This window comes from Roseateles sp. P1_C6, assembly GCF_056406315.1.
In genome coordinates this window covers 222,836-243,255 of sequence record NZ_JBFUAK010000007.1, presented here as the reverse complement: position 1 = coordinate 243,255, position 20,420 = coordinate 222,836, and the positions used below count along the sequence as shown (strand labels likewise).

Here is a 20,420-nt window from a genome sequence, read left to right as displayed (position 1 = left end):
TCATGCGGCGCGGGCCGCCGCGACCGCGAGCCGCCATGCGGCCAACGCTTCCTCGTCGCGCCAGCCGTCGGCCGCGTCGCCGATGACGACCTCCACCATCGCGCCGCCGGCGATGACGTGCGACGCCACGGCCCGCGCACCCAGCCAGAAGCCGTCGCGCCGTGCAACCGCCAGCAGGCCCTCGCGCAGCGCGTCGGGCGCGACCGGCAGGTGCAGCTGGAAGGCGTTGACCTGCGGCGGCTCGGGCGCCACGCGCCAGCCGGGCTGCGCGGCCAGCAGCGCGGCCAGGCCGCGGGCGCGCTGCCGGTAGGCGGGCATGCGCGGCAGCTGCGTGCGCAGGCCTTGCAGCGCGCTCAGCACCATGGGGTACAGCGTGAAGACATTGCCGGCCAGGCGCGTCTGCCAGGGCGCGATGGCGGTGATGAAGTCCTCGCTGCCGGCCAGCACGCAGCCGGCCAGGCCGCCCAGGCCCTTGTAGAAGGAGACGTAGACCGAATCGGCCAGCGCGGCGATCTCGGCCAGCGGGCGGCCGTAGTGCGCCGCGGCCTCCCAGAGCCGCGCGCCGTCGAAGTGCAGTTTTGTCCGCGCCGCGCGGCACCAGTCGCTGACGTTGACGAGGTCCTCCCATGAGGGCAACAGGTAGCCCGCGCGACGCAGCGGCAGTTCGACAACCAGAACGGCAGGGTCTTCGGGTTCAGCAGCCAGGTCCTCGTTGTCTAGGGGCTGGTTCAGATGCCCGATGCACAGCCCACGCAGCCCCATCAGCTTCTCGAACGCCTCGGCCTCGTCGATGGCGATATGGCTTTGCGGATGCAGGGCCACGGGGCCGTCACCCTCGCCGCAATGCACGCGCAGCGCCGCGAGCTGGGCCGCCACGCCCTTGTGCATGAAGCGCGCTGCCGGCTTGCCCAGCAGCGCGGCCACCTCGGCCTCCAGCGCCTGGATGGCCCGGCCCTGGCCGTAGACGTCCAGCGCCAGCGCGGCCTCGGGCAGCTCGGCCAGCGCGAGCAGCGAGTCGCGCATGTTCAGCAGCGGCCGGTGGCCGTTCAGCCAGCGCGTGCACTGGTTGCGCAACTCCACGTCGGTGACGGCGGCATTGGCATCGTTGGCGGCAGACGGCATCAGTGGGCTTCGCAGCGGTGGATTTCGATGGTGGCGTGCACGATCTCCTCGTGCACGGCCAGCCACTCGCGCACTTGGCGCGGCGTCAGCTGGGCGTCGTGCGTGACGACGCTGAGCGCGCAGGCATAGGTGGCACGGCCGACGCGCCAGACGTGCAGGTCGGCGATCAGCGTCTCGCCGCCCGCGCCGCGCTCGGCGATGACCTCGCGGATCTCGTCGACGACGGGATGGTCCATCTCGCGGTCCAGCAGCACCTTGCTGGTCTCGCGGATCAGGCCGCGCGCCCAGACCGCGACGATGACGGCGCCGACGATGCCCATGGCCGGGTCCAGCCAGGCCCAGCCCAGCCACCAGCCGCCGGCCAGCGCCGCGATGGCGGCCACCGACGTGGCGGCGTCGGCGATGACGTGCAGGTAGGCCGACTTCAGGTTGAGGTCGTGGTGATGGTGGTGATGCTCGTGATCGTGGTCATGTCCGTGTCCATGCCCATGACCGTGATGGTGGGCATTGCCGAGGATGAGGGCACAGCCGAGGTTGACCAGCAGCCCCAGCGCCGCGACGGCCAGCGCCTCGGGGTAGTGGATGGGCTCGGGCCTGAGCAGCCGCTCGGCCGAACCCCAGACCATCAGCGCGGCAATCAGCAGCAGGAAGACCGCGCTGGCAAAGCCGCCCAGCACCTCGATCTTCCAGGTGCCGAAGGCGAAGCGCGGGTCAGCCGCATGCTTGCGCGCGGCCGCGTAGGCGAAGGCGCTCAGGCCGATGGCCACGACGTGGCTGCTCATGTGCCAGCCGTCGGCCAGCAGCGCCATCGAGTTGTAGTGCCAGCCCGCGGCGATCTCGACGAGCATCATCGCGGCGGTGATCCACATCACCCGCCGGGTGCCGCGCTCGCCGGCGATGTTGCCGCTGTCGAAGACGTGGTCGTGGCGCCATTCGGCGAGGTCGTGCGCATGCATGTCGGCATTCTGCGCCGCCCGCATGACGCCCAAGGCGGGGGCCGCCGACGGCCCGCCAAGGCCTTGCCCATCGGGGTTCACTAAACTCTCGCCCTTTTTCCTCGCGCACCCGCGTGAGCGCCAGACCTCACCCCATGCAAGCCCTCAGCAGTCCCCCGACCCCGGCGCCCGAGCCGCTGGCGCGCCTGCTGCTGCAATGGGGCGTCGCACCCCTGCCCACCGCGCCGGTGGCCGAACGCCTGGGCGGCCTGCTGGGCTGGGCGGACGCCATCGGCCTGTCGCAGGTGCTGGCCACGCCCGCCGCGGCCACGGCAGACGCCGGCGCCCGCCGCGCGGCCATCGCCTGGGCCGACGCTGCGCTGGAGCGCGTGCAGACCGAGCTGCCGGCCGCCTTCGACGACGCGCTGCTGGCACTGGAGTCCGCCGAGCCGGCCGCCGAGGGCCTGCCGCTGGCCGACCTGCTGGCGCCCTACCGCCTGCACCACGCCCAGCAGCAGCGCAGCATGGCCGCCCGCGTGGGCAGCCTGCGCGAGCGTCTGCGCCCGCACCTGGCCGAGGCCTCCGGCGCGCTCGCGCGCCTGGCGCAGCTGGACGCCGTGTTCGAGCGCGCGCTGGCGGCGCAGGAGCGCCAGGCGCTGGCCGGCCTGCCCGCGCTGCTGACGCGGCGCGCCGAAACCCACCACGCCGCCGACCCGCGCCGCTGGCGCGCCCGCTTCTGGGCCGACCTGCAGCGCGCGCTGCAGGCCGAGCTGGACCTGAGACTTCAACCGGTGCTGGGCCTCATCGAAGCCCTGCGCCAAGACGCCCCCTGATGAACCGCTTCCTGCACGCCCTCTACCCCCTCGCCCTGGCCGCCGGCCTCGCGGGCATTGCCGGCGCCGCGCTGGCCGCCGCCCGCCACCACCCGGTGGCGCTGGCGATGACGCTGCTGATCGCGGCCTTCTACGTGCTGGGCGTGCTGGAGCTGAACACCTACCGCCGCGCCCACCGCGAGCTGGACGGCGCGCTGGACGCCGAGCCGACCGCCAACTGGGTCGACACGCTGCCCGTCACGCTGCGCGCCAGCGTGCAGCAGCGGCTGGAAGGCCTGCGCGTGGCCTTGCCGGGGCTGTCGCTGGCGCCCGCGCTGGCCGGCCTGCTGGTGCTGCTGGGCATGCTGGGCACCTTCATCGGCCTGGTGCTGACGCTGTCGGGCACGGCCAATGCGCTCAGCGCGACGGCCGACCTGAACGCGCTGCGGGCCGCCCTGGGCGCACCGGTGCAAGGCCTGGGGCTGGCGTTCAGCGCGTCGGTGGCCGGCGTGACGGCCTCGGCCATGCTGGGCCTGATGGTGGCGCTGGCGCGGCGCGAGCGCGCCGCCGTGGCCGGCCGGCTGGATGTGGCCTTGCTGGGCCGGCTGCAGCCGCTGACGGCGGCGCACCGCCGCGCGCTGGACCAGAAGGCCGCCGACGCGGCCGCCGCCGAAGCCGCACAGAAGCACCAGCTCGAGCTGGTCGCCCAGCTGCAGCGGTTCGCGCAGCAGATGGCCGAGCAGCTGGCCGCGCAGAACGACCGCTTCCATGGCGAGACCCGCCAGGCCTACACGGCGCTGGCCGGCAGCGTGGACGCGACGCTGCGCACCAGCCTGGCCGAGAGCGCCCGCCTGGCCGGCGCGGCCATCCAGCCCGCCGCCGAGGCCGCGATGGCCGGCATCGCCCGCGAGGCCGGGGCGCTGCATGAGCGCGTGGGCACGCAGGTGGGCGAGCAGCTGGGACGCTTGAGCGCGCAGTTCGAAGCCGGCGTGGCCAGGATCGCGCAGCAGGGCGAAGCCGCCGCCCAGGCCCAGACCGACGGCCTGGCCCGGCAGCGCGAGGCGGCGCTGCAGCTGCTGGCCGACACCGGCAGCGCGACGCAGCAGGCCGTGCAACAGCTGGGTGACCGCTGGGCCGGCGAGGCGCAGGCGCTGCTCGCCGCGCTGAACGACGCCGCCACGCGCCAGCAGGCGGCGCAGGCCGAGGCCGATGCCGCCCGCGCCGCGGCATTGCAGGGCCAGATCGCCGCGCTGGCCGAACAGCGCGCCGCCGCCAGCCAGGCCCTGGCCGACACGGCCGAGCGCTTCGCCGCGCAGACGCAAGCGCTGCTGGACCGGCTGGCCGAGGCCCAGGCCCGCCAGCAGGCCGCGCAGGCCGAACAGGACGCCCAACGCCGCGCCGAAGCCCAGGCCGACGCCCAGGCGCTGGCGCAGCAACGCGAGGCCAACGAACGGCTGCTGGCCGCCCAGCGCGAGGCCGCGCAGCAGTTGCTGGCCGACAGCGGCGCCCGCGCCCAGAACGCGCTGACCGAGCTGACCAGCGGCTTCGCGACCCAGACCCAGGACTTGCTGGACCGCATCGCCGCCACGCAGACCCGCCACGCGGCCCTGCAGGCCGAGCTGGACGCTGAAGCGCGTGCCGGCGCCCGCGCCGACGCCGAGGCCCTGGCCCGGCAGCGCGACGCCAACGAACAACTGCTGGCCGCGCAGCGCGAAGCCGCGCAGCAGCTGCTGGCCACCAGCGGCCAGCGCGCCCAGGACGCGCTGACCGAGCTGACCGCCGGCTTCACGGCGCAGACGCAGGCCGCCATCGCCGCCATTGCCGCGGCCCACACGCAGCTGCAGGCGACCCACGCCAGCCACGATGCCGAGCGCCTGGCCGCCTGGCGCAGCGAGCTGCAGGCCGCGGGCGCCGGCCAGCTCGCACATCAGCAGCAACTGGCCGACGGCCTGCTGCAGCACACGCGCGACCTGGTCGCGCAGACCGAAGCCCAGGCGAAGACGACGCTGAGCGAAGCGGGCGCGCTGCTGAAGGCCGCCGGCGAGGCGCCGCGCGCGGCCGTCGAGGTGGTGGCCGCGCTGAGAGAGCAGCTGGCGCAGAGCCAGGCCCAGGACCGCGCCGCGCTGGCCGAGCGCGCCGAGCTGATGCAGACCGTGGCGACGCTGCTGGCCGCGCTGCAGCAGGCCGCCGGCGAGCAGCGCGCGGCCATCGATGCGTTGGTCGGCAGCTCGGCAACGCAGCTCGAAGCGCTGGGCCAGCGCTTCTCCGCGCAGGCCGATGCGACCGGCCAGACGCTGGCCGACGCCGCGACGCACCTGGCCGCCAGCGCCGCCGAGATGGGCAGCCTGGGCGAAGGCTTCGGCGCCGCGGTGGCGCAGTTCCAGGGTGCCAACGCGCAGCTGGTGCAGCACCTGGCCGCGCTGGAGGAGCGCCTGGCCGGTGCGATGACACGCAGCGACGAACAACTGGGCTACTACGTGGCCCAGGCGCGCGAGGTCATCGACCTGTGCCTGGGGTCGCAGAAGCAGGTGCTGGACGCGCTGCAGGCGAGCTCGCATGGATGAGCCGCTGGAGATGGAGCAGGAAGGCGTCGGCGCGCCGGCCTGGGCCGCGTTCGGCGACCTGATGGCCGGCGTGCTGGGTGCCTTCGTGCTGGTGCTGGGCGCGGCGCTGGTGGGCCAGCTGGACCTGGCGACAAGGCTGGAGGCCGAGGTGCAGCAGCGCCAAGCCGAGCAGCAGCGCCGCGAGGCGCTGGAGCGCGCGCTGGCCGGCCCGCTGGCGGATGGCCGCATCACGCTGATCGAAGGCCGCATCGGCATCAGTGGCGCGGTGCTGTTCGCCATCGGTTCGGATCAGCTGCACGCCGACGGCCGGGCGCTGATCAAGAGCCTGGCCGTGCCGCTGCGCACCTACCTCGCGCAGCGCGACGAGATCCTGATGGTCAGCGGCTTCACCGATGACCGCGGCCTGATCAGCGGCAAGGGCGCGCCGAAGTTCGCCGACAACTGGGAGCTGTCGGCCCAGCGCGCGCTGAACGTGGCGCGCGCGCTGATGGCCGAGGGCCTGCCGCCGGACGCCGTGTTCGCCGCGGCCTTCGGGCCGCAGCAGCCAGTCGCGTCCAACGACGACGCGGCGGGCCGGGCGCTGAACCGGCGTGTCGAGATCGCGCCGACGCCACGGCCCAAGCGCGCGGCGGCCTCGGCACCGGCCTGACGATGGACGCGCTGGACGACCCGCAGGGCTGGGCCGACGCGCAGGCGTCGACCGACCCGGTGCAGCGCCGCGTGCTGCAGGCCCTGGCACGCCGCGCCGCGCAGCAGCCGCCTGGCGCGCTGCGCGAGCGGCTGGTGGCGCGGCTGGTCCAGCGCGCCCAGGCCGACATCGCCGTGACGGCCGCACCGCGCGCCCCGCGCCCGGCCAGCCCGCTGGCCGAGTTGCTCGCGCAACTGCAGACCGATGCCGGCCCCGAGCTGCGCAATGTGCAGGCCCACCGCCGCACCTGGAGCGCGCTGCGCCTGACGCGCCGCATGGCCGAGGTCAGCGCGCCGGTGCCCGAGCACCTGGGCCCGCTGAACAGCCAGGTGCTGGTCAGCCGCGCGCTGCAGCAGCTCAAGGACTTGTCGCCCGACTACCTGCAGCGCCTGCTGACCCAGCTGGACACACTCGCCGCGCTGGCGCCACTTCAGGCCGCCGAAGGCCCCGCCGACAAGCCGGCGCGGCCGGCGACGAAGAAGGCGCCTGCGCGGCGGCGCTGAACCCATTCGCCAGCCGCGCGGCTTGTCGCGGAGCGCCCATTTGCAGACACTCACGGCCGCACTGACAACGCTGCCACCGCAATGCCTCCGCCCATGAACCCCATCCTCTACTTCTCGCGCAACCCCAACCCGCGCCTGGCGGTGGCTGCCGCCCGGCATCTGAACGCGCCGGTCACCTACGAGTTCGCCGCGCCACTGGCGCCGGGCCAGGCCGACAACTTCCGCCACCTCAACCCGTCGCTGCGGCTGCCCATCCTGGCCGAGGCGGGCAGCTCGCTGTTCGAGGCGGACGCCATCGCCTGCCGGCTGTCACAGCTGGTGGGCTCGGAGTTCTGGCGCACGGGTGCGGAGCTGCCGGACATGATCCGCTGGGTGTCCTGGGCGCGCGACAACTTCATGCACGCCTGCGACATGGTGCATTTCGAGCGCGGCACCAAGCAGCGCTACAGCCTGGGCGCGCTGGACGAGGCGCTGGTCGCGCGCGGCCTGGCGCGCTTCCACGACGGCGCCGCCATCCTGGAGGCACAGTTGAGCCGGCGCGACTGGCTGCTGGCCAGCGGCCTGAGCTATGCCGACTTCCGCATGGCCGTCTTCCTGCCCTTCAACGACGTGGCCCGGCTGCCGCTGGACGACTATCCGGCCGTGGCGGCCTGGCATGCGCGGCTGATGGCCCTGCCTGCGTGGGCGGCGCCGTTCGAGGGGCTGGACGCGCCGGAGCTGCCGCCGGTGCCGCCGGGCTGACCTCGGGGATGATGCGGCCCATGGCTGAGGACACCGCATCCCCACTCGACAAGGTCACGCTGCAGGATTGGGCGCTGGCCGCGATCAGCCTGCTCTTCACGCTGGGCGGCCTGCTCATCATCCGCCGTGACTTCAACACCGGCATCGTCACGCTGGTGTTCTTCGGGCTGGGCCTGGTCCACGCCACCCGCGTCATCCTGCGCAAGCGCCGGGCGCAGCGGCAGCAGGCGCTGACGGCCTCGGTGGCCGGTGGCGTGCCCATCCGCCAGTCGCGCGGGCGCATGGCGCTGCTGGGCGCCGCGCTGCTGGCCATCGGCGTCACGCATGTGGCCTTCACGACGCATGCGACGCAGGTGGCCATCGGCTGGCTGCTCGTCGGCGTGGGCGGCGCGCTGCTGCTGGGCCTGGCGCTGGGCCTGCTGTCCACGGCCTACATCCAGTTCGACCCCGCCGGCATCACCTTCGCCGACCGGCATGGCAAGGCCATCGTGCCCTGGGACGCGGTCGTCCGCCTGGCGCGCGGCGACATGAACAACAACCCGCTGGTCCTCGTGTCCGTCGACATGGCTGCCATCGACGTGCAGCCGGCCGCCTACCGGCCCAGGTTGAACCGGCAGATGGGCCGTTCGCGCGGCCTGATGGGGGCGGACTTCGTCATCATGAGCGCGTCCTATGGCCTGGACGCGCCCGTGCTGCTGGCGGCGCTGCAGCGCTATGTCATGGAGCCGGCATCGCGCCAGGAACTGCAGCGCCTGCCGCGGCTCGCGGGCTGAGGCCTCACCGGCACCACGGCGCGGCAGCCGTCAGCGGACGTCGACCTGCGCGTAGTTGTTCAGGCCGAAGGGGCTGACCTTCATGCCGACAACGCGCGGGTGGGTCGCGATGGCCATCGTCGGGTAGACCAGCGGCACCCACGGCGCGTCGTCGCGGTACAGCGCCTGGGCGCGGCGGTAGAGGGCTTCGCGCCTGGCCGGGTCGGCCGTCTGGCGCGCCTCGCCCAGCAGCGCGTCGAAGTCCGGCCGGCACCAGCGCGCGACGTTGCTGCCGCCGGCCACGGCCGCACAGGCGAAGTTGGGCGTCAGGAAGTTGTCGGGGTCGCCGTTGTCCGAGGCCCAGGCCAGCAGCGTCGCGTCGTGCTCGCCGGCGCGGGTGCGCTTGAGCAGCTCGCCGAACTCCAGCGTGACGATTTCGACCTTGACGCCGATGCGCGCCCAGTCGGCCTGCAGCAGCTCGGCCGTCGCGCGGGGGTTGGGGTTGGTGGCGCCGGCGCCGGCGCGTATCCACAGCTTCAGCGCAAAGCCGTTGGCCAGCCCCGCGGCCTTCAACAGCTCGCGGGCGCCGGCCAGGTCTTGCGGCACAGGGCCGGCCTGGTCGTCGTAGCTCCACTGCGACGGCGGGTAGGGGTTGCCGGCCGGAGTGGCCGCGCCGCCGTAGACCGCGCGCGCCACGGCCGGGCGGTCGGTGGCCAGCAGCAGCGCGCGGCGCACGCGGCGGTCGTCCAGCGGCTTGTGCGCCACGTTCAGCGCGACGAAGCTCGTCACCAGGCCGGGGCCGGTCAGCAGCTTGAGCCTGGCATCGCGGCGGATCTCGTCCCAGGTCTGCGGCATGGGGTACAGGGCGATGTCGCATTCACCGGCCTTCAGCCGCTGCAGCCGCGTGGCGGGGTCGGGCGAGATGGAGAAGATCAGCTTGTCCAGCGCGACCCTGCCGCGGAAGTAGCCCGGGTGCGCGTCGTAGCGGACCACCGCGTCCTTCGCATGGCTGCGGAACATGAAGGGGCCCGTGCCGACGGGCTTGGTGTTCATCTCCTCCATGCGGCCGCCGGCCTGCAGCTGCTGCGCATACTCGGCCGACAGCACGCTCAGGAAGCCCATGGCCAGGTCGGCCAGGAAGGGCGCCTCGGGCCGCGTCAGCTCGATGCGCACGGTGCGCGCGTCCACCGCCGTGACGTGCTTGACGAGCTGGCCCAGCTGCATCGCGCTGGCGTAGTACCAGCCCTGGCGCGGCTGGCCATGCCAGGGGTGCTTTGGGTCGAGCTGGCGCATGAAGCTGTAGACGACGTCGTCCGCCGTCAGCGGCCGCGTGGGCTTGAACCAGGGCGTGGTGTGAAAGGCCACGCCGGCGCGCAGGTGCAAGGTGTAGGTCTTGCCGTCGGCGCTGATGTCCCAGCGCTCGGCCAGCGCCGGCACCAGCCGCGTCGTGCCGGGCTCGAACTCGATCAGCCGGTTGTACAGCGCCTCGGAGGACGCGTCGGCGGTCGAGTTGGCGTGGAACAGCGAGTAGTCGAAGCCGTCGGGGCTGGCCTCGGTGCAGACGGTCAGCGTCTTGGCGCCCGCCAGTGCGGACACGACGGCCAGCGCGAGCGCGGCGAACCAGGCCTTCATGCCGACCGCGCCCAGGCCATGCCGACCGTGCGCGGCGCGGTGGGCGCAAAGTCGAACTGGGCGTAGAGCGCATCGGCCGGCACGTCGGCCAGCAGGCTCACGTAACCGCTCTCGGGCACGTGGGCCTGCAGCCAGGCGGCGATCTCGGCCATGACCCGCTTGCCCAGGCCGCGGCCCTGGTGCGCGGGCAGCACGGCGATGTCCACGACCTGGAAGGCCGTACCGCCGTCGCCGACGACGCGCCCCATGCCGACGGCCTCGCCCTCGTGCAGCACCTGCACCGCGAACAAGGTGTTGGGCAGCCCGCGCGCCGCGGCCTCGGCCGACTTGGCGCTGAGGCCCGAGGCGACGCGCAGGCGCTGATAGGTTTCGACGGAGGGCGTGGCATGCAGCAGGGCGTAACTCATGCCGCGCATTCTGGCCGCGGGCCCGTTGCCCCCGGGTTGGCAGGCCCTATCACCTGCACTCATACCCGCAGCGCCGTCCGACATGGCCGCTGCGGGCACGCCCCGGGGCCGCGGGCGCGAGTGCGCTGCAACAATCCGGGCATGACTTCGTCCGTCCGCGTCCTCGCCGCCACCCTGGTGCTGCTGCTCAGCGCCTGCGCCAGCGTGCCCACGCCGCCCGCCGCCACGCCCGCCACATCGCCCGCCACCAGCCCGGTGGCCCCCACGGTGCCCGGCACCGTCGTGCGCGCCCCCCGCATCGACCGCAGCTACACGTCGCAGAACCAGGACAGTCGCAGCCTCTTCATCGTGCTGCACTACACGGTGCTGGACTGGGAGAAGTCGCTGAAGGTGCTGACCACCGGCGGCCAGGTCTCGGCCCACTACCTGGTGCGCGACAACCCGGTCGCCAGCTACGCGCTGGTCGACGAGAACCGCCGCTCCTGGCATGCCGGCGCCAGTTTCTGGGCCGGGCACCAGAACCTGAACTCCTCGTCCATCGGCATCGAGATCGTCAACGCCGGGTATGTGGACGGCCCCGGTGGCCGCGTCTACGCGCCCTTCCCGCAGGCGCAGGTGGACGAGGTCATCGCGCTGGTGCGCGACATCCAGCAGCGCCACAACGTGCGGCCCGAACGCATCATCGGCCACGCTGACATCGCCCCGGGGCGCAAGCAGGACCCCGGCCCCACCTTCCCCTGGAAGCAGCTGCACGACGCGGGCCTGATCCCCTGGCCCGACGCCAACCTGGTACTGGTCAAGCGCCTGGAGCACGAGGTGGCGCCGCGCGACGCGGGCTGGCTGCAGGAGCGCCTGGCGCGCATCGGCTACAACGTGTCGCGCTCGGGCCAGCTGGACACGCTGACCCGGGAGGTCATCGCGACCTTCCAGATGAAATACCGGCCCAGCGACATCGCCGGCCTGCCGGACCCCGAGACGGCCGCGCTGATCGAGGTCGCGTCCACGCCCAGTGGCATGCGCATGGCCGTGCCGGGCGAGCCCGAGACGCGGCCTTACACGTCACGCTGGTAACGCCGCCGGATGCTCGCCTTCCTGCTCAAACGCCTGGCCACGCTGGTGCCGACGCTGATCGGCATCACCATCGTCGCCTTCGGCCTGATCCGCCTGGTGCCCGGCGACCCCATCGAGGTCATGATGGGCGAGCGCCGCCTGGACCCGGACGCGCATGCCGCCCTGGTCAAGCGCATGGGGCTGGACCAGCCGCTGCCGGTGCAGTACGCGGACTATGTGGCGAAGCTGCTGCACGGCGACCTGGGCCAGAGCCTGGTCAGCCGCGAGCCGGTCAGCAAGGAATTTGCCGCGCTGTTCCCGGCGACGGTGGAGCTGGCCACGGCGGCCCTCATCTTCGCGGTGGGCCTGGGCCTGCTGCTGGGCGTCACCGCGGGCCTGAAGCGCGGCTCGCTGTTCGACCAGGGCGTCATGGGCGTGGCGACGGTGGGCTATTCGATGCCGGTGTTCTGGTGGGGGCTGATCCTCATCATGTTCTTCTCGGTCAACCTGGGCTGGACGCCGGTGTCGGGCCGCATCGGCATCGAGTTCGACCCCGAGCGCGTGACCGGCTTCATGCTGGTCGATGCGTGGCTGAGCGGCGAAGAAGGCGCATTCAAGTCGGCGCTGATGCACCTCATCCTGCCGGCGCTGGTGCTGGGCACCAGCACGCTGGCGGTCGTCGCGCGCATGACGCGCTCCAGCATGCTGGAAGTGCTGCGCGAGGACTATGTGCGCACGGCGCGCGCCAAGGGCTTGTCGCCCACGCGCGTGGTGGTCGTGCATGCGCTGCGCAACGCGCTCATCCCGGTGCTGACGGTGGTGGGCCTGCAGACCGGCAGCCTGCTCGCCGGCGCGGTGCTGACCGAGACCATCTTCTCGTGGCCCGGCATCGGCAAGTGGCTGATCGACTCCATCGCGCGGCGTGACTATCCCGTCGTGCAGGCCGGCATCCTGATCTCGGCGCTGACCTTCATCGGCGTCAACCTGATCGTGGACGTGCTGTATGGCGTGGTGAATCCGCGCATCCGTGGAGGTGGCCATTGAGCGCCGTGTTGATCGAGCGGCAGCCCCCCGGCCCGCTGCGCGAGTTCTGGCTGGGCTTCTCGGCCAACCGCGGCGCGCTGGTGGCGCTGATCGTGTTCGCGCTGATCGCGGTGTCGGGCCTGCTCGCGCCGCTGATCGCGCCGCACGACCCCATCGAGCAGTACCGCGACCACATGCTGACCCCGCCGGTCTGGGCCGAGGGCGGCAGCGCGCGCTTCCTGCTGGGCACCGACGAGCTGGGCCGCGACATGCTCTCGCGGCTGCTGTACGGCGCCCGCGTGTCGCTGGGCATCGGCCTGGCGGCCGTGCTGATGTCGCTGGCGCCCGGCGTGCTGCTGGGGCTGCTGGCGGCGTTCTTCCAGCGCTGGCTGTCACCGGCCATCATGCGCGTGATGGACATCGTGCTGGCGCTGCCGGCGCTGCTGCTGGCCATCTGCGTCATCACCATCCTGGGCCCGGGCCTGGTCAACACGGTCATCGCCATCGCCATCGGCGCGCTGCCTGGCTATGTGCGGCTGACGCGCGCGGCGGCGCTGTCCGAGATCGGCCGCGACTACGTGACCGCCAGCCGCGTCGCCGGCGCGAACGTGTGGCGGCTGATGTTCATCACCGTGCTGCCCAACTGCATGGCACCGCTGATCGTCAACGCGACGTTGAGCTTTTCCTCGGCGATTCTCGAAACCGCCGGCCTGGGCTTCCTGGGCCTGGGCGTGCAGGCGCCCACGCCCGAGTGGGGCACCATGCTGTCGGCCGCGCGGGACTACATCACGCGCGCGCCCTGGGTCGTCACGCTGCCCGGCCTGACCATTCTCGTGTCGGTGCTGGCCATCAACCTGATGGGCGACGGGCTGCGTGATGCGCTGGACCCCAAACTGAAGAAAGTTGCCTGATGAGCCTGCTGAACATCAGGAATCTGAAGGTCCAGTTCGGCGACTTCCCTGCCGTGGACGGCGTGGACCTGACGCTGGACAAGGGCGAGCTGCTGGGCATCGTCGGCGAGTCGGGCTCCGGCAAGTCGGTGACCATGCTGGCGCTGATGGGCCTCATCGACGCACCGGGCAAGGTCACGGCCGACGCGCTCGAGTTCGAAGGCCGCGACCTGCTGAAGCTCAATGCGTCAGAGCGCCGCGCGCTGATCGGCCGCGACGTGGCCATGGTGTTCCAGGACGCGCTGAGCAGCCTGAACCCGAGCTACACGGTGGGCGCGCAGATCGCCGAGGTGCTGAAGGCGCATCTGGGCCTGCGCGGCGCCGCGGCCAGGCAGCGCGTCGTCGAGCTGCTGGACCTCGTCGAGATCCCCGACGCGGCCAACCGCGCCAGTGCCTACCCGCACCAGCTGTCCGGCGGCATGAATCAGCGCGTGATGATCGCGATGGCCATTGCCTGCGGCCCCAAGCTGCTGATCGCCGACGAGCCGACCACCGCGCTGGACGTGACCATCCAGGCCCAGATCATGGCGTTGCTGCTGAAGCTGCAGCGCGAGCAGGGCATGGGGCTGATCATGATCACGCACGACCTGGCCATCGTGGCCGAGATGGCGCAGCGCATCGCCGTCATGTACGCCGGCCAGATCGTCGAGACCGGCCCCGTGCCGGGCCTGTTCGATGCGCCGCGCCACCCGTACACGAACGCGTTGCTGGCGGCCATCCCCGAGCACAACAAGGGCGCGAGGCGCCTGTCCGCGCTGCCCGGCATCGTGCCCGGTGCGCTGGACCGCCCCGCGGGCTGCCTGCTGAGCCCGCGCTGCCCGCGCGTGCAGCCGCGCTGCGTGGCCGAGCGGCCGGCGCTTGAGCAAGGCGTGCGCTGCTTCTACCCGGTGCAGGAGGCAGCGCATGTCTGAACTCCTGCTCGAAGCGACCGACCTGGCCCGGCACTACAGCGTCAGCCGCGGCCTGTTCAAACCCAAGGCGACCGTGAAGGCGCTGGCCGGCGTCAGCTTCACGCTAAGCCCCAAGAAGACGCTGGCCGTCGTCGGCGAATCCGGCTGCGGCAAGAGCACGCTGGCGCGCCAGCTGACGCTGATCGAGCCGCCCACCCGCGGCTCGCTGAAGATCCGCGGCACCGACGCGGCGACGGCCGACGCCGCCACGCTGAAAGCCCTGCGCCGCGACGTGCAGATGGTGTTCCAGAACCCGTTCGCGTCGCTGAACCCGCGCAAGACGGTGGCCACCACGCTGGCCGAGCCGCTGCTGATCAACACGCCGCTGAGCCTGGCCGAGCGCCAGGAGCGCGTCGAGGCGCTGGCGACCAAGGTGGGCCTGCGGCCCGAGCACCTGCGCCGCTACCCGCACATGTTCTCGGGCGGCCAGCGCCAGCGCATCGCCATCGCGCGGGCCATGATCCTGAACCCCGGTATCGTCGTCGCCGACGAACCGGTGTCAGCACTCGACGTGTCGATCCAGGCCCAGATCCTGAACCTGTTCATGGACCTGCAGGACGAGTTCGGCACGGGCTATGTGTTCATCTCGCACAACCTCAGCGTCGTCGAGCATGTGGCCGACGAGGTCATGGTCATGTACCTGGGCGCCGCGGTCGAGATCGGCGCGAAGACCCGCCTCTTTGCCGCGCCGCTGCACCCCTACACGCGGGCGCTGATGAGCGCCACGCCGGCGCTGCGCAAGGCCGACCGGCGCGAGCGCATCGTCATCCACGGCGAGCTGCCCAGCCCGCTCAACCCGCCGACGGGTTGCAGCTTCCACAAGCGCTGCCCGCTGGCCATGCTGCGCTGCGTGGACGAGGTACCGCAGCTTCGCGAAGTGGACGGCCGGCGCGTGGCCTGCCACGCCGTCTAGGCGGCGTGCCGGGCGGGCATAACCGCCGTACATGCCCGCCTCTCATTCCGTGATGCGCGGAGTGTTGCTCCGGTGCCGACTTCGCGGGCTTGGCCTCTGGGGGTGCGTGACATGCGCCGCAAGAATCTTTGCATTCGGCAATGCAAGGACATAAACCATGAGATTCCAGCCCACCCCGATCGCCTGCGGCCTGGCCGGCCTGCTGCTGAGCCTGCAGGGCGCGGCCCTTGCCCAGCAGACGGAGACCCAGGCGCAGAAGGACGCCAAGGCCAAGCAGTCGCTGGAAGCCGTCGTCATCACCGGCATCCGCGCCTCCACCGAAGCCTCGCTGAACGCCAAGCGCGACGCGTCCGCCAACGTCGAGGTCATCACCGCCGTGGACGTGGGCAAGATGCCCGACAAGAACCTGGCCGACTCGCTGCAGCGCGTGGCCGGCGTGGCGGTGCGCACCGACTACGACGAGGCCGAGAAGGTGGCCATGCGCGGCACCAACCCGGACATGACGCTGATCCTGTTCAACGGCCACACGGTCAGTGGCGGCGACTGGTACATCTCCGACCAGACCTCCAGCAGCCGCTCCACGTCGCTGAGCCTGATGCCCAGCTCGGTGCTGAACTCGGCCACCGTCTACAAGACCTCGCAGTCCAACATCCTGGACGGCGGCCTGGCCGGCACCGTCAACGTGACGACGCGCAAGCCGCTGGACGAGAAGCAGCGCTTCGGCGGCGTCGTCAGCGTCGGCGGCGTGCATGCCACGCTGCCCAACAAGACCAGCCCGCAGCTCAGCGCCACGCTGAACTGGAAGAGCGACGACGACCGCATCGGCGTCATCGGCCAGGTGTTTGCCGAGAAGCGCTACGTGCGCCGCGACTCGGCCTCGCGCTTTGCCTACGGCGCCAGCAGCGGCTGGGACGTCATCAACACGGCGACGATGAAGGGCATCACCGACGCATCGCTGGCCGGCACGCCCTACAAGGCCGCCGACCTGAACGGCGTGCGCCTGCCGGGCAGCATGTCCACCGAGTTCGTCGAAGGCGTGCGCGACCGCAAGGGCGGCATGCTGTCGGCGCAGTGGCGGCCGACGGACAAGCTGGACGTGGGCATCACGGGCTTCCACTCCAAGATGGACTCGGACAACTACGGCCGCCTGACCGCCGGCGCGATGTACTCCATGCTGGTGGGCAAGGCCGAGCCGTTTGGCGCGGTGACCGCCGCCGCGGCCAACACCAGCTCCAACGGCCAGCAGGTGTTCGCGTCCATCAAGAACCCGCAGATCGTTGAAGAAACGACGATCTACGGCGACAAGATCCGCGTGCTGCGTGGTGCCACCATCGCGTTCGCGCCGGGCACGACGCCGCAGTACATCGGCAACTCGGAAGGGTTCTTCCGCAGCGGCGCCAGCGCCAGCAGCGGCTTCCTGGACCTGGACGCGACCTACAAGTTCAGCAACGATTTCAAGGTCAAGGGCTTGTTCAGCACCACGCGCGGCGTGGGCACGACCGATCAGGACCGCGGCGTCACCTACGCCCGCTACGGCACCGGCGTGACCTACCAGCTGCAAGGCGTCAACGAAGCACCGACCTGGAGCTACCAGGGTGCCGGCGACGGCACCAAGCCGGTGTTGGCCGCCGACGGCAGCGGTTACTCGTTGATCAGCCGCGCCGTGCCGACCCGCTACCTGACCATCGACCGCGAGAAGAGCCTGGCGGTCGATGCTGAGTACGTGCAGAACAGCGGCGTCTTCCAGAGCCTGGAGTTCGGCGCGCGTCACGCCGATCACCGCCGCGACCATCGCCGCTCGCAGCCCGCGATCAAGAGCGCCGCCACCGTGGCGCCCGACCCCTCGCTGGCCGTGTCCTACCCGGGCGACTTCGGCGCCGACCTGGGGAGCGGCTTCGAGACCACCGGCTTCTACTACCCGCGAGAGGTGCTGCGCTCGTTCTACGACGGCATCACCAAGACCACCACGCCCGAGTTCGAGCGCCGCGTGGCCGCCGAGATCGAGATGCGCGAGCGCCAGAGCGCGCTGTACTTCCAGCAGAACCTGGAGACGGCCGACGGCAAGCTCAGCGGCAACGTGGGCCTGCGCTATGCACGCACCATCGTCGACGCGCAGATCGCCACACCCGTGCCCACCGGCAAGTGCCTGCGCATCGAGCCCGGCAAGACCGTGGTGCCTTGCGCGGCCTACCCCACCGCCATCGTCACGGCCGGCGACGGTGCCAGCTACTTCGATGGCGTGCCCTTCAACCCGAGCACCGGCACCATCTACTACAAGGTGCCCAGTCACAAGGTGTTCGACGACATCCTGCCCAGCCTGAACGCGCGCTGGCAGGTGGCGCCGAACTGGATCGCGCGCCTGGGCCTGTCCAAGACGCTGGGCCGCCAGAACTACAACCTCTATGGCGCGGGATTTACCGGCCAGGCCTGCACGTCACAGGGCTGCACGGTCAACGGTCCCAACCCCGCGCTGGAGCCGATGACGGCGGCCAACACCGACCTGTCGCTGGGCTGGTACTACGCCAAGCGCTCGGCCCTGGTGCTGAGCCTGTTCGACTCGCTGGTGCGCGGCTATCCCAAGACCGGCACGGTGAAGCAAGGCGTCACCGTGGACCTGCTGGACAACCAGAACGTGGTGCAGACCTACCAGATCAACTCCACGGGCCAGCAGCGTGCGCGCATCCAGGGCGCCGAGCTGAGCTGGGAACAGCCCATCTGGGGCGGCTTCGGCTTCCAGTCCAACCTGAGCTACGCAGACACCAGCGTGGAGGACGGCCGGCCGATGGTGGGCGCTTCGCGCAAGAGCGCCAACCTGGTGGGCTACTTCGAGACCGACACGTTCAGCGTGCGCCTGGCCTGGAACTACCGCAGCGAGTACATCAACAGCACCACGGCGCCGGCGCCCACCGCCAACAGCCAGGGCTTGTCGGTGGTGCAGGGCATCACGATGCCCACCGCACCGACCATCCAGGCCCCCGTCACCAACGTGGCGCTGACGGTCAACTACACCGTCATGAAGGGGCTGGAGGTGTCATTCAGCGGCACCAACCTGACCAACCCGTCGCGCGGCCAGTACCGCTACAGCGAGCTGGAACCGCAGAAGGTGGACTCGTCGGGCCGCCAGTACTACCTGGAAGCGCGCTACAAGTTCTGAGACTCTTCACGCGCTCTTCGACAAAGGCCGGCATCGCCGGCCTTTGCCGTTCAGCACGCTCAGTGCTTCTTCTTCGAGACTTCGTTGCCGATGACGCCACCGGCCGCCGCGCCAACGGCGGCACCCGTGGTCGTGCCGGTCAGCACGCCGCCGACCACCGCACCTGCCGTCGCACCGACGACGGTGCCTTGCTCACGGCGCGTCATGCCCGAGCAGCCGGACAAGGCCAGCATGGCGGCGGCAACCAGCGAGACCAGCGTGACGCGCCAGTAGATGGCGCCGCTGTCGGAATGCATGTTGAGGGTGGTGTTCATGGTCGTCTCCAGAAGGGATGCGATTTACATGACTCCACTTTGGGCGCTGGCGGGGCGCGGCGGCACCAGCGAGCCGGCCAACCGGGTGTCGGACGGGGCCTACCGAAAAGCAAAAAGCCACCCGAAGGTGGCTGTTGAGCGGGGCCGGACGACTCAGGCCTTGGCGCTGAGGCATTCCTTCATGAAGGCCTTGCGCTCGGCGCCTTTCTTGTCCTTGGCGTCGACGTTGCAGGCCTTCATCTTCTGCTGCTGGGGCGTGCCGCTGGCGGCGGTGGCCGCGGGCTTGGCGGACAGGCACTCCTTCATGAAGGCCTTGCGTTCATCGCCTTTCTTGTCGCCGGCGTCCTTGTTGCATGTGCTCATCTTGGACTGCTGCGCGGTGGGTGCCTTGTCGGCCGCCTGGGCGGCGAATGCGGCGACGCCGAGTGCGAGCGCGAGGGTGAAGCGTTTCATCGGGAACTCCTTCCTCTGGGAGGGTCAATTGGCCGGGCCATTCAAGCATGGGCGCCAGGCGCTGCCAAGCATCCTCAACCCGCTGTCAGCCAACTCACAGGATGCGCCTGGGGTGGGCCAGCGCCTCGTGCGCTGCATGCAGCCGGCGCACCAGCACGCGGATGAAGCCGCGGTCGAAGCGGTGCTGGCACTCGGGGCTCAGCTGGCCGATGGACTCGGGCGTGAACGAGATCGTCGTGCACTCCTGGCTGACCTTGATGTCGGTGCTGTGGCGGCGCAGGTCGGGGTTGGGCGCCAGGTAGGCCATCTCGCCCACCGACGTGCCCGTGCCCAGCGTCGCCACCTGGCGGCCATCGCGGAACACCTCCACCTCGCCCTGCGCAATGATGTGGAAGTTGTTGCCCTCCTGGCCGCGCTTGAACAGTGGGTAGCCGACGGGATAGCGCTTCCAGCGCGCGCGCCGCACGACCTCCCACAGCTGCACGTCACCGAACTCCGCAAAAAACTCCAGCGAACGCAACAGATTGAAACGCTCCGAGTCGCGCACCTCGCCCAGCCGGTTCAGCGGCACCTGCTGGCTGGCGACCAGCGCCGACAAGGCTTGGGCAAAGCCGTCCCAGTCGGCGTAGCGCTCGTGCGGCGACTTGGCCAGCGCGCGCATCACGACGGCATCCAGCGCCTCGGTGACGCCCTGGCGCTGGCCCACCAGCGGCAGCGGCGGCTGGTGGTAGATCTGGTGCATCAGCGCCATCTGGTGCGGCGCGTCGAACGGCGGACGGCCGCCGATCAGGTGATACAGCACGGCGCCCAGCGCATAGATGTCGGCGCGGCAGTCCACGTCGCCGCCCTCGATCTGCTCCGGCGGCATGTAGGCCAGCGAGCCGACGCGGTGGATCTGCGTCGCGTCGGCGTTCAGGTTCAGCGCCGAGCCGAAGTCGCTGACCTTCACGTCGACGACCTGGCCACCCGCGTCCAGCACGGCCAGCAAGTTGGCCGGCTTCACATCGCGGTGGATCAACCCCTGGCGGTAGACATAGCCCAGCGCCATCGCGCACTTGAAGCCCAGTTCGACGATCTGGTCCAGCGCCAGCAGCCGGTCGCTGCGGCAGAAGTGCTTCAGCGTGACGCCGGGCACGTACTCCATGACCAGGTAGGGCGAGGAGTCCTCGGCCACCGCGTCCAGGATGGCCACGACGTTCGGGTGGTGCAGCCGCCCGGCCAGCGCGGCCTCGGCGCTGAAGAAGCGGTTGCTGAAGTCGCTGGAGGGGGCGTCCGCCGGCGGCGCCCAGGCGCGCATGCGCTTGATGGCCACGTCCTGATCCTGGAACGGGTCGCGGGCCAGGAAGACATCGCTGGTGGCCCCTTCGCCCAGGCGCTTGAGCACCTGGTAACGGCCGATATGGGCGGGCAGATCGTCGGCGGAGGCGGTCACGCGGGGCATGATACGGGCCGCTCCG

19 protein-coding genes are annotated in these 20,420 nt (G+C 71.3%); 12 read left to right on the top strand and 7 right to left on the bottom strand.

All coding sequences use genetic code 11. The features are described 5' to 3' along the window. Together AC1D29_RS17025 and dmeF are read right to left on the bottom strand one after the other, a co-directional pair. Positions 1 to 1,122, bottom strand: coding sequence for a threonine aldolase family protein (locus AC1D29_RS17025; protein ID WP_477899494.1), 1,122 nt, complete (start codon positions 1,120 to 1,122; stop codon positions 1 to 3). Then, entirely contained in the window at positions 1,122 to 2,078 is a 957-nt protein-coding gene (dmeF, locus tag AC1D29_RS17020; RefSeq protein ID WP_477899492.1) for a CDF family Co(II)/Ni(II) efflux transporter DmeF, read from the bottom strand. Before dmeF ends, AC1D29_RS17025 begins: the two co-directional genes overlap by 1 nt. Positions 2,079 to 2,212: 134 nt before the next feature. Between dmeF and AC1D29_RS17015 the strand changes: the two genes are divergently transcribed. From AC1D29_RS17015 to AC1D29_RS16990, 6 genes are all read left to right on the top strand, one after another. Further along, positions 2,213 to 2,890, top strand: a complete 678-nt coding sequence (locus AC1D29_RS17015; RefSeq protein WP_477899490.1) for a DUF3348 family protein — start codon at positions 2,213 to 2,215, stop codon at positions 2,888 to 2,890. Then, a complete protein-coding gene (locus AC1D29_RS17010; protein WP_477899488.1) occupies positions 2,890 to 5,433 on the top strand; it encodes a coiled-coil domain-containing protein in 2,544 nt (847 codons plus the stop codon). Before AC1D29_RS17015 ends, AC1D29_RS17010 begins: the two co-directional genes overlap by 1 nt. Further along, complete coding sequence (locus AC1D29_RS17005) at positions 5,426 to 6,082, top strand: OmpA family protein (RefSeq protein ID WP_477899486.1); 657 nt, start codon at positions 5,426 to 5,428, stop codon at positions 6,080 to 6,082. Before AC1D29_RS17010 ends, AC1D29_RS17005 begins: the two co-directional genes overlap by 8 nt. A gap of 2 nt (positions 6,083 to 6,084) precedes the next feature. Further along, complete coding sequence (locus tag AC1D29_RS17000; protein ID WP_477899484.1) at positions 6,085 to 6,624, top strand: DUF2894 domain-containing protein; 540 nt, start codon at positions 6,085 to 6,087, stop codon at positions 6,622 to 6,624. A gap of 93 nt (positions 6,625 to 6,717) precedes the next feature. Next, positions 6,718 to 7,365, top strand: coding sequence for a glutathione S-transferase family protein (locus AC1D29_RS16995; RefSeq protein ID WP_477899482.1), 648 nt, complete (start codon positions 6,718 to 6,720; stop codon positions 7,363 to 7,365). A 20-nt stretch (positions 7,366 to 7,385) separates the two neighbouring features. After that, positions 7,386 to 8,138 (top strand): hypothetical protein, encoded by a 753-nt coding sequence (locus AC1D29_RS16990; RefSeq protein ID WP_477899480.1) that lies wholly within the window; start codon positions 7,386 to 7,388, stop codon positions 8,136 to 8,138. Between the two features lie 30 nt (positions 8,139 to 8,168). Here AC1D29_RS16990 and AC1D29_RS16985 read toward each other — a convergent pair whose 3' ends face one another. Both AC1D29_RS16985 and AC1D29_RS16980 read right to left on the bottom strand, forming a co-directional pair. Next, positions 8,169 to 9,749: an ABC transporter substrate-binding protein gene (locus tag AC1D29_RS16985; protein ID WP_477899478.1), complete on the bottom strand. Its 1,581-nt coding sequence runs from the start codon at positions 9,747 to 9,749 to the stop codon at positions 8,169 to 8,171. Beyond that, positions 9,746 to 10,156, bottom strand: a complete 411-nt coding sequence (locus AC1D29_RS16980) for a GNAT family N-acetyltransferase (RefSeq protein WP_477899476.1) — start codon at positions 10,154 to 10,156, stop codon at positions 9,746 to 9,748. Before AC1D29_RS16980 ends, AC1D29_RS16985 begins: the two co-directional genes overlap by 4 nt. A gap of 141 nt (positions 10,157 to 10,297) precedes the next feature. On the opposite strand from AC1D29_RS16980, the gene AC1D29_RS16975 reads away from it, so the two are divergent. The 6 genes from AC1D29_RS16975 to AC1D29_RS16950 all read left to right on the top strand — a co-directional run bounded on the left by AC1D29_RS16975 (position 10,298) and on the right by AC1D29_RS16950 (position 18,196). Beyond that, positions 10,298 to 11,227, top strand: coding sequence for an N-acetylmuramoyl-L-alanine amidase (locus AC1D29_RS16975; protein WP_477899474.1), 930 nt, complete (start codon positions 10,298 to 10,300; stop codon positions 11,225 to 11,227). Positions 11,228 to 11,236: 9 nt separating this feature from the next. After that, positions 11,237 to 12,250, top strand: a complete 1,014-nt coding sequence (locus tag AC1D29_RS16970; protein WP_477899472.1) for an ABC transporter permease — start codon at positions 11,237 to 11,239, stop codon at positions 12,248 to 12,250. Next, entirely contained in the window at positions 12,247 to 13,140 is an 894-nt protein-coding gene (locus AC1D29_RS16965) for an ABC transporter permease subunit (protein ID WP_477899470.1), read from the top strand. Before AC1D29_RS16970 ends, AC1D29_RS16965 begins: the two co-directional genes overlap by 4 nt. Next, positions 13,140 to 14,090, top strand: coding sequence for an ABC transporter ATP-binding protein (locus AC1D29_RS16960; RefSeq protein ID WP_477899468.1), 951 nt, complete (start codon positions 13,140 to 13,142; stop codon positions 14,088 to 14,090). The genes AC1D29_RS16965 and AC1D29_RS16960 overlap by 1 nt, the downstream gene beginning before the upstream one ends. Further along, a complete protein-coding gene (locus tag AC1D29_RS16955; RefSeq protein ID WP_477899466.1) occupies positions 14,083 to 15,042 on the top strand; it encodes a dipeptide ABC transporter ATP-binding protein in 960 nt (319 codons plus the stop codon). The genes AC1D29_RS16960 and AC1D29_RS16955 overlap by 8 nt, the downstream gene beginning before the upstream one ends. 157 nt (positions 15,043 to 15,199) lie before the next feature. Then, positions 15,200 to 18,196 (top strand): TonB-dependent receptor, encoded by a 2,997-nt coding sequence (locus AC1D29_RS16950; RefSeq protein ID WP_477899464.1) that lies wholly within the window; start codon positions 15,200 to 15,202, stop codon positions 18,194 to 18,196. A gap of 59 nt (positions 18,197 to 18,255) precedes the next feature. Here AC1D29_RS16950 and AC1D29_RS16945 read toward each other — a convergent pair whose 3' ends face one another. From AC1D29_RS16945 to AC1D29_RS16935, 3 genes are all read right to left on the bottom strand, one after another. After that, a complete protein-coding gene (locus AC1D29_RS16945; RefSeq protein WP_477899462.1) occupies positions 18,256 to 18,510 on the bottom strand; it encodes a glycine zipper domain-containing protein in 255 nt (84 codons plus the stop codon). Positions 18,511 to 18,663: 153 nt separating this feature from the next. After that, the gene (locus AC1D29_RS16940) at positions 18,664 to 18,963 is read right to left on the bottom strand and encodes a PsiF family protein (RefSeq protein WP_477899460.1); all 300 of its coding nucleotides are present in this window, start codon (positions 18,961 to 18,963) and stop codon (positions 18,664 to 18,666) included. A gap of 94 nt (positions 18,964 to 19,057) precedes the next feature. After that, on the bottom strand, positions 19,058 to 20,404 hold the full coding sequence (locus tag AC1D29_RS16935) for a protein kinase domain-containing protein (RefSeq protein ID WP_477899458.1): 1,347 nt from the start codon (positions 20,402 to 20,404) through the stop codon (positions 19,058 to 19,060). Positions 20,405 to 20,420 lie beyond the last annotated feature (16 nt).

Bases quoted from the DNA above. Each gene is read 5' to 3' on its own strand.
- AC1D29_RS17025 (WP_477899494.1), bottom strand. From the start codon at position 1,122: ATGCCGTCTGCCGCCAACGATGCCAATGCCGCCGTCACCGACGTGGAG.
- dmeF (WP_477899492.1), bottom strand. From the start codon at position 2,078: ATGCATGCGCACGACCTCGCCGAATGGCGCCACGACCACGTCTTCGAC.
- AC1D29_RS17015 (WP_477899490.1), top strand. From the start codon at position 2,213: ATGCAAGCCCTCAGCAGTCCCCCGACCCCGGCGCCCGAGCCGCTGGCG.
- AC1D29_RS17010 (WP_477899488.1), top strand. From the start codon at position 2,890: ATGAACCGCTTCCTGCACGCCCTCTACCCCCTCGCCCTGGCCGCCGGC.
- AC1D29_RS17005 (WP_477899486.1), top strand. From the start codon at position 5,426: ATGGATGAGCCGCTGGAGATGGAGCAGGAAGGCGTCGGCGCGCCGGCC.
- AC1D29_RS17000 (WP_477899484.1), top strand. From the start codon at position 6,085: ATGGACGCGCTGGACGACCCGCAGGGCTGGGCCGACGCGCAGGCGTCG.
- AC1D29_RS16995 (WP_477899482.1), top strand. From the start codon at position 6,718: ATGAACCCCATCCTCTACTTCTCGCGCAACCCCAACCCGCGCCTGGCG.
- AC1D29_RS16990 (WP_477899480.1), top strand. From the start codon at position 7,386: ATGGCTGAGGACACCGCATCCCCACTCGACAAGGTCACGCTGCAGGAT.
- AC1D29_RS16985 (WP_477899478.1), bottom strand. From the start codon at position 9,749: ATGAAGGCCTGGTTCGCCGCGCTCGCGCTGGCCGTCGTGTCCGCACTG.
- AC1D29_RS16980 (WP_477899476.1), bottom strand. From the start codon at position 10,156: ATGAGTTACGCCCTGCTGCATGCCACGCCCTCCGTCGAAACCTATCAG.
- AC1D29_RS16975 (WP_477899474.1), top strand. From the start codon at position 10,298: ATGACTTCGTCCGTCCGCGTCCTCGCCGCCACCCTGGTGCTGCTGCTC.
- AC1D29_RS16970 (WP_477899472.1), top strand. From the start codon at position 11,237: ATGCTCGCCTTCCTGCTCAAACGCCTGGCCACGCTGGTGCCGACGCTG.
- AC1D29_RS16960 (WP_477899468.1), top strand. From the start codon at position 13,140: ATGAGCCTGCTGAACATCAGGAATCTGAAGGTCCAGTTCGGCGACTTC.
- AC1D29_RS16955 (WP_477899466.1), top strand. From the start codon at position 14,083: ATGTCTGAACTCCTGCTCGAAGCGACCGACCTGGCCCGGCACTACAGC.
- AC1D29_RS16950 (WP_477899464.1), top strand. From the start codon at position 15,200: ATGAGATTCCAGCCCACCCCGATCGCCTGCGGCCTGGCCGGCCTGCTG.
- AC1D29_RS16945 (WP_477899462.1), bottom strand. From the start codon at position 18,510: ATGAACACCACCCTCAACATGCATTCCGACAGCGGCGCCATCTACTGG.
- AC1D29_RS16940 (WP_477899460.1), bottom strand. From the start codon at position 18,963: ATGAAACGCTTCACCCTCGCGCTCGCACTCGGCGTCGCCGCATTCGCC.
- AC1D29_RS16935 (WP_477899458.1), bottom strand. From the start codon at position 20,404: ATGCCCCGCGTGACCGCCTCCGCCGACGATCTGCCCGCCCATATCGGC.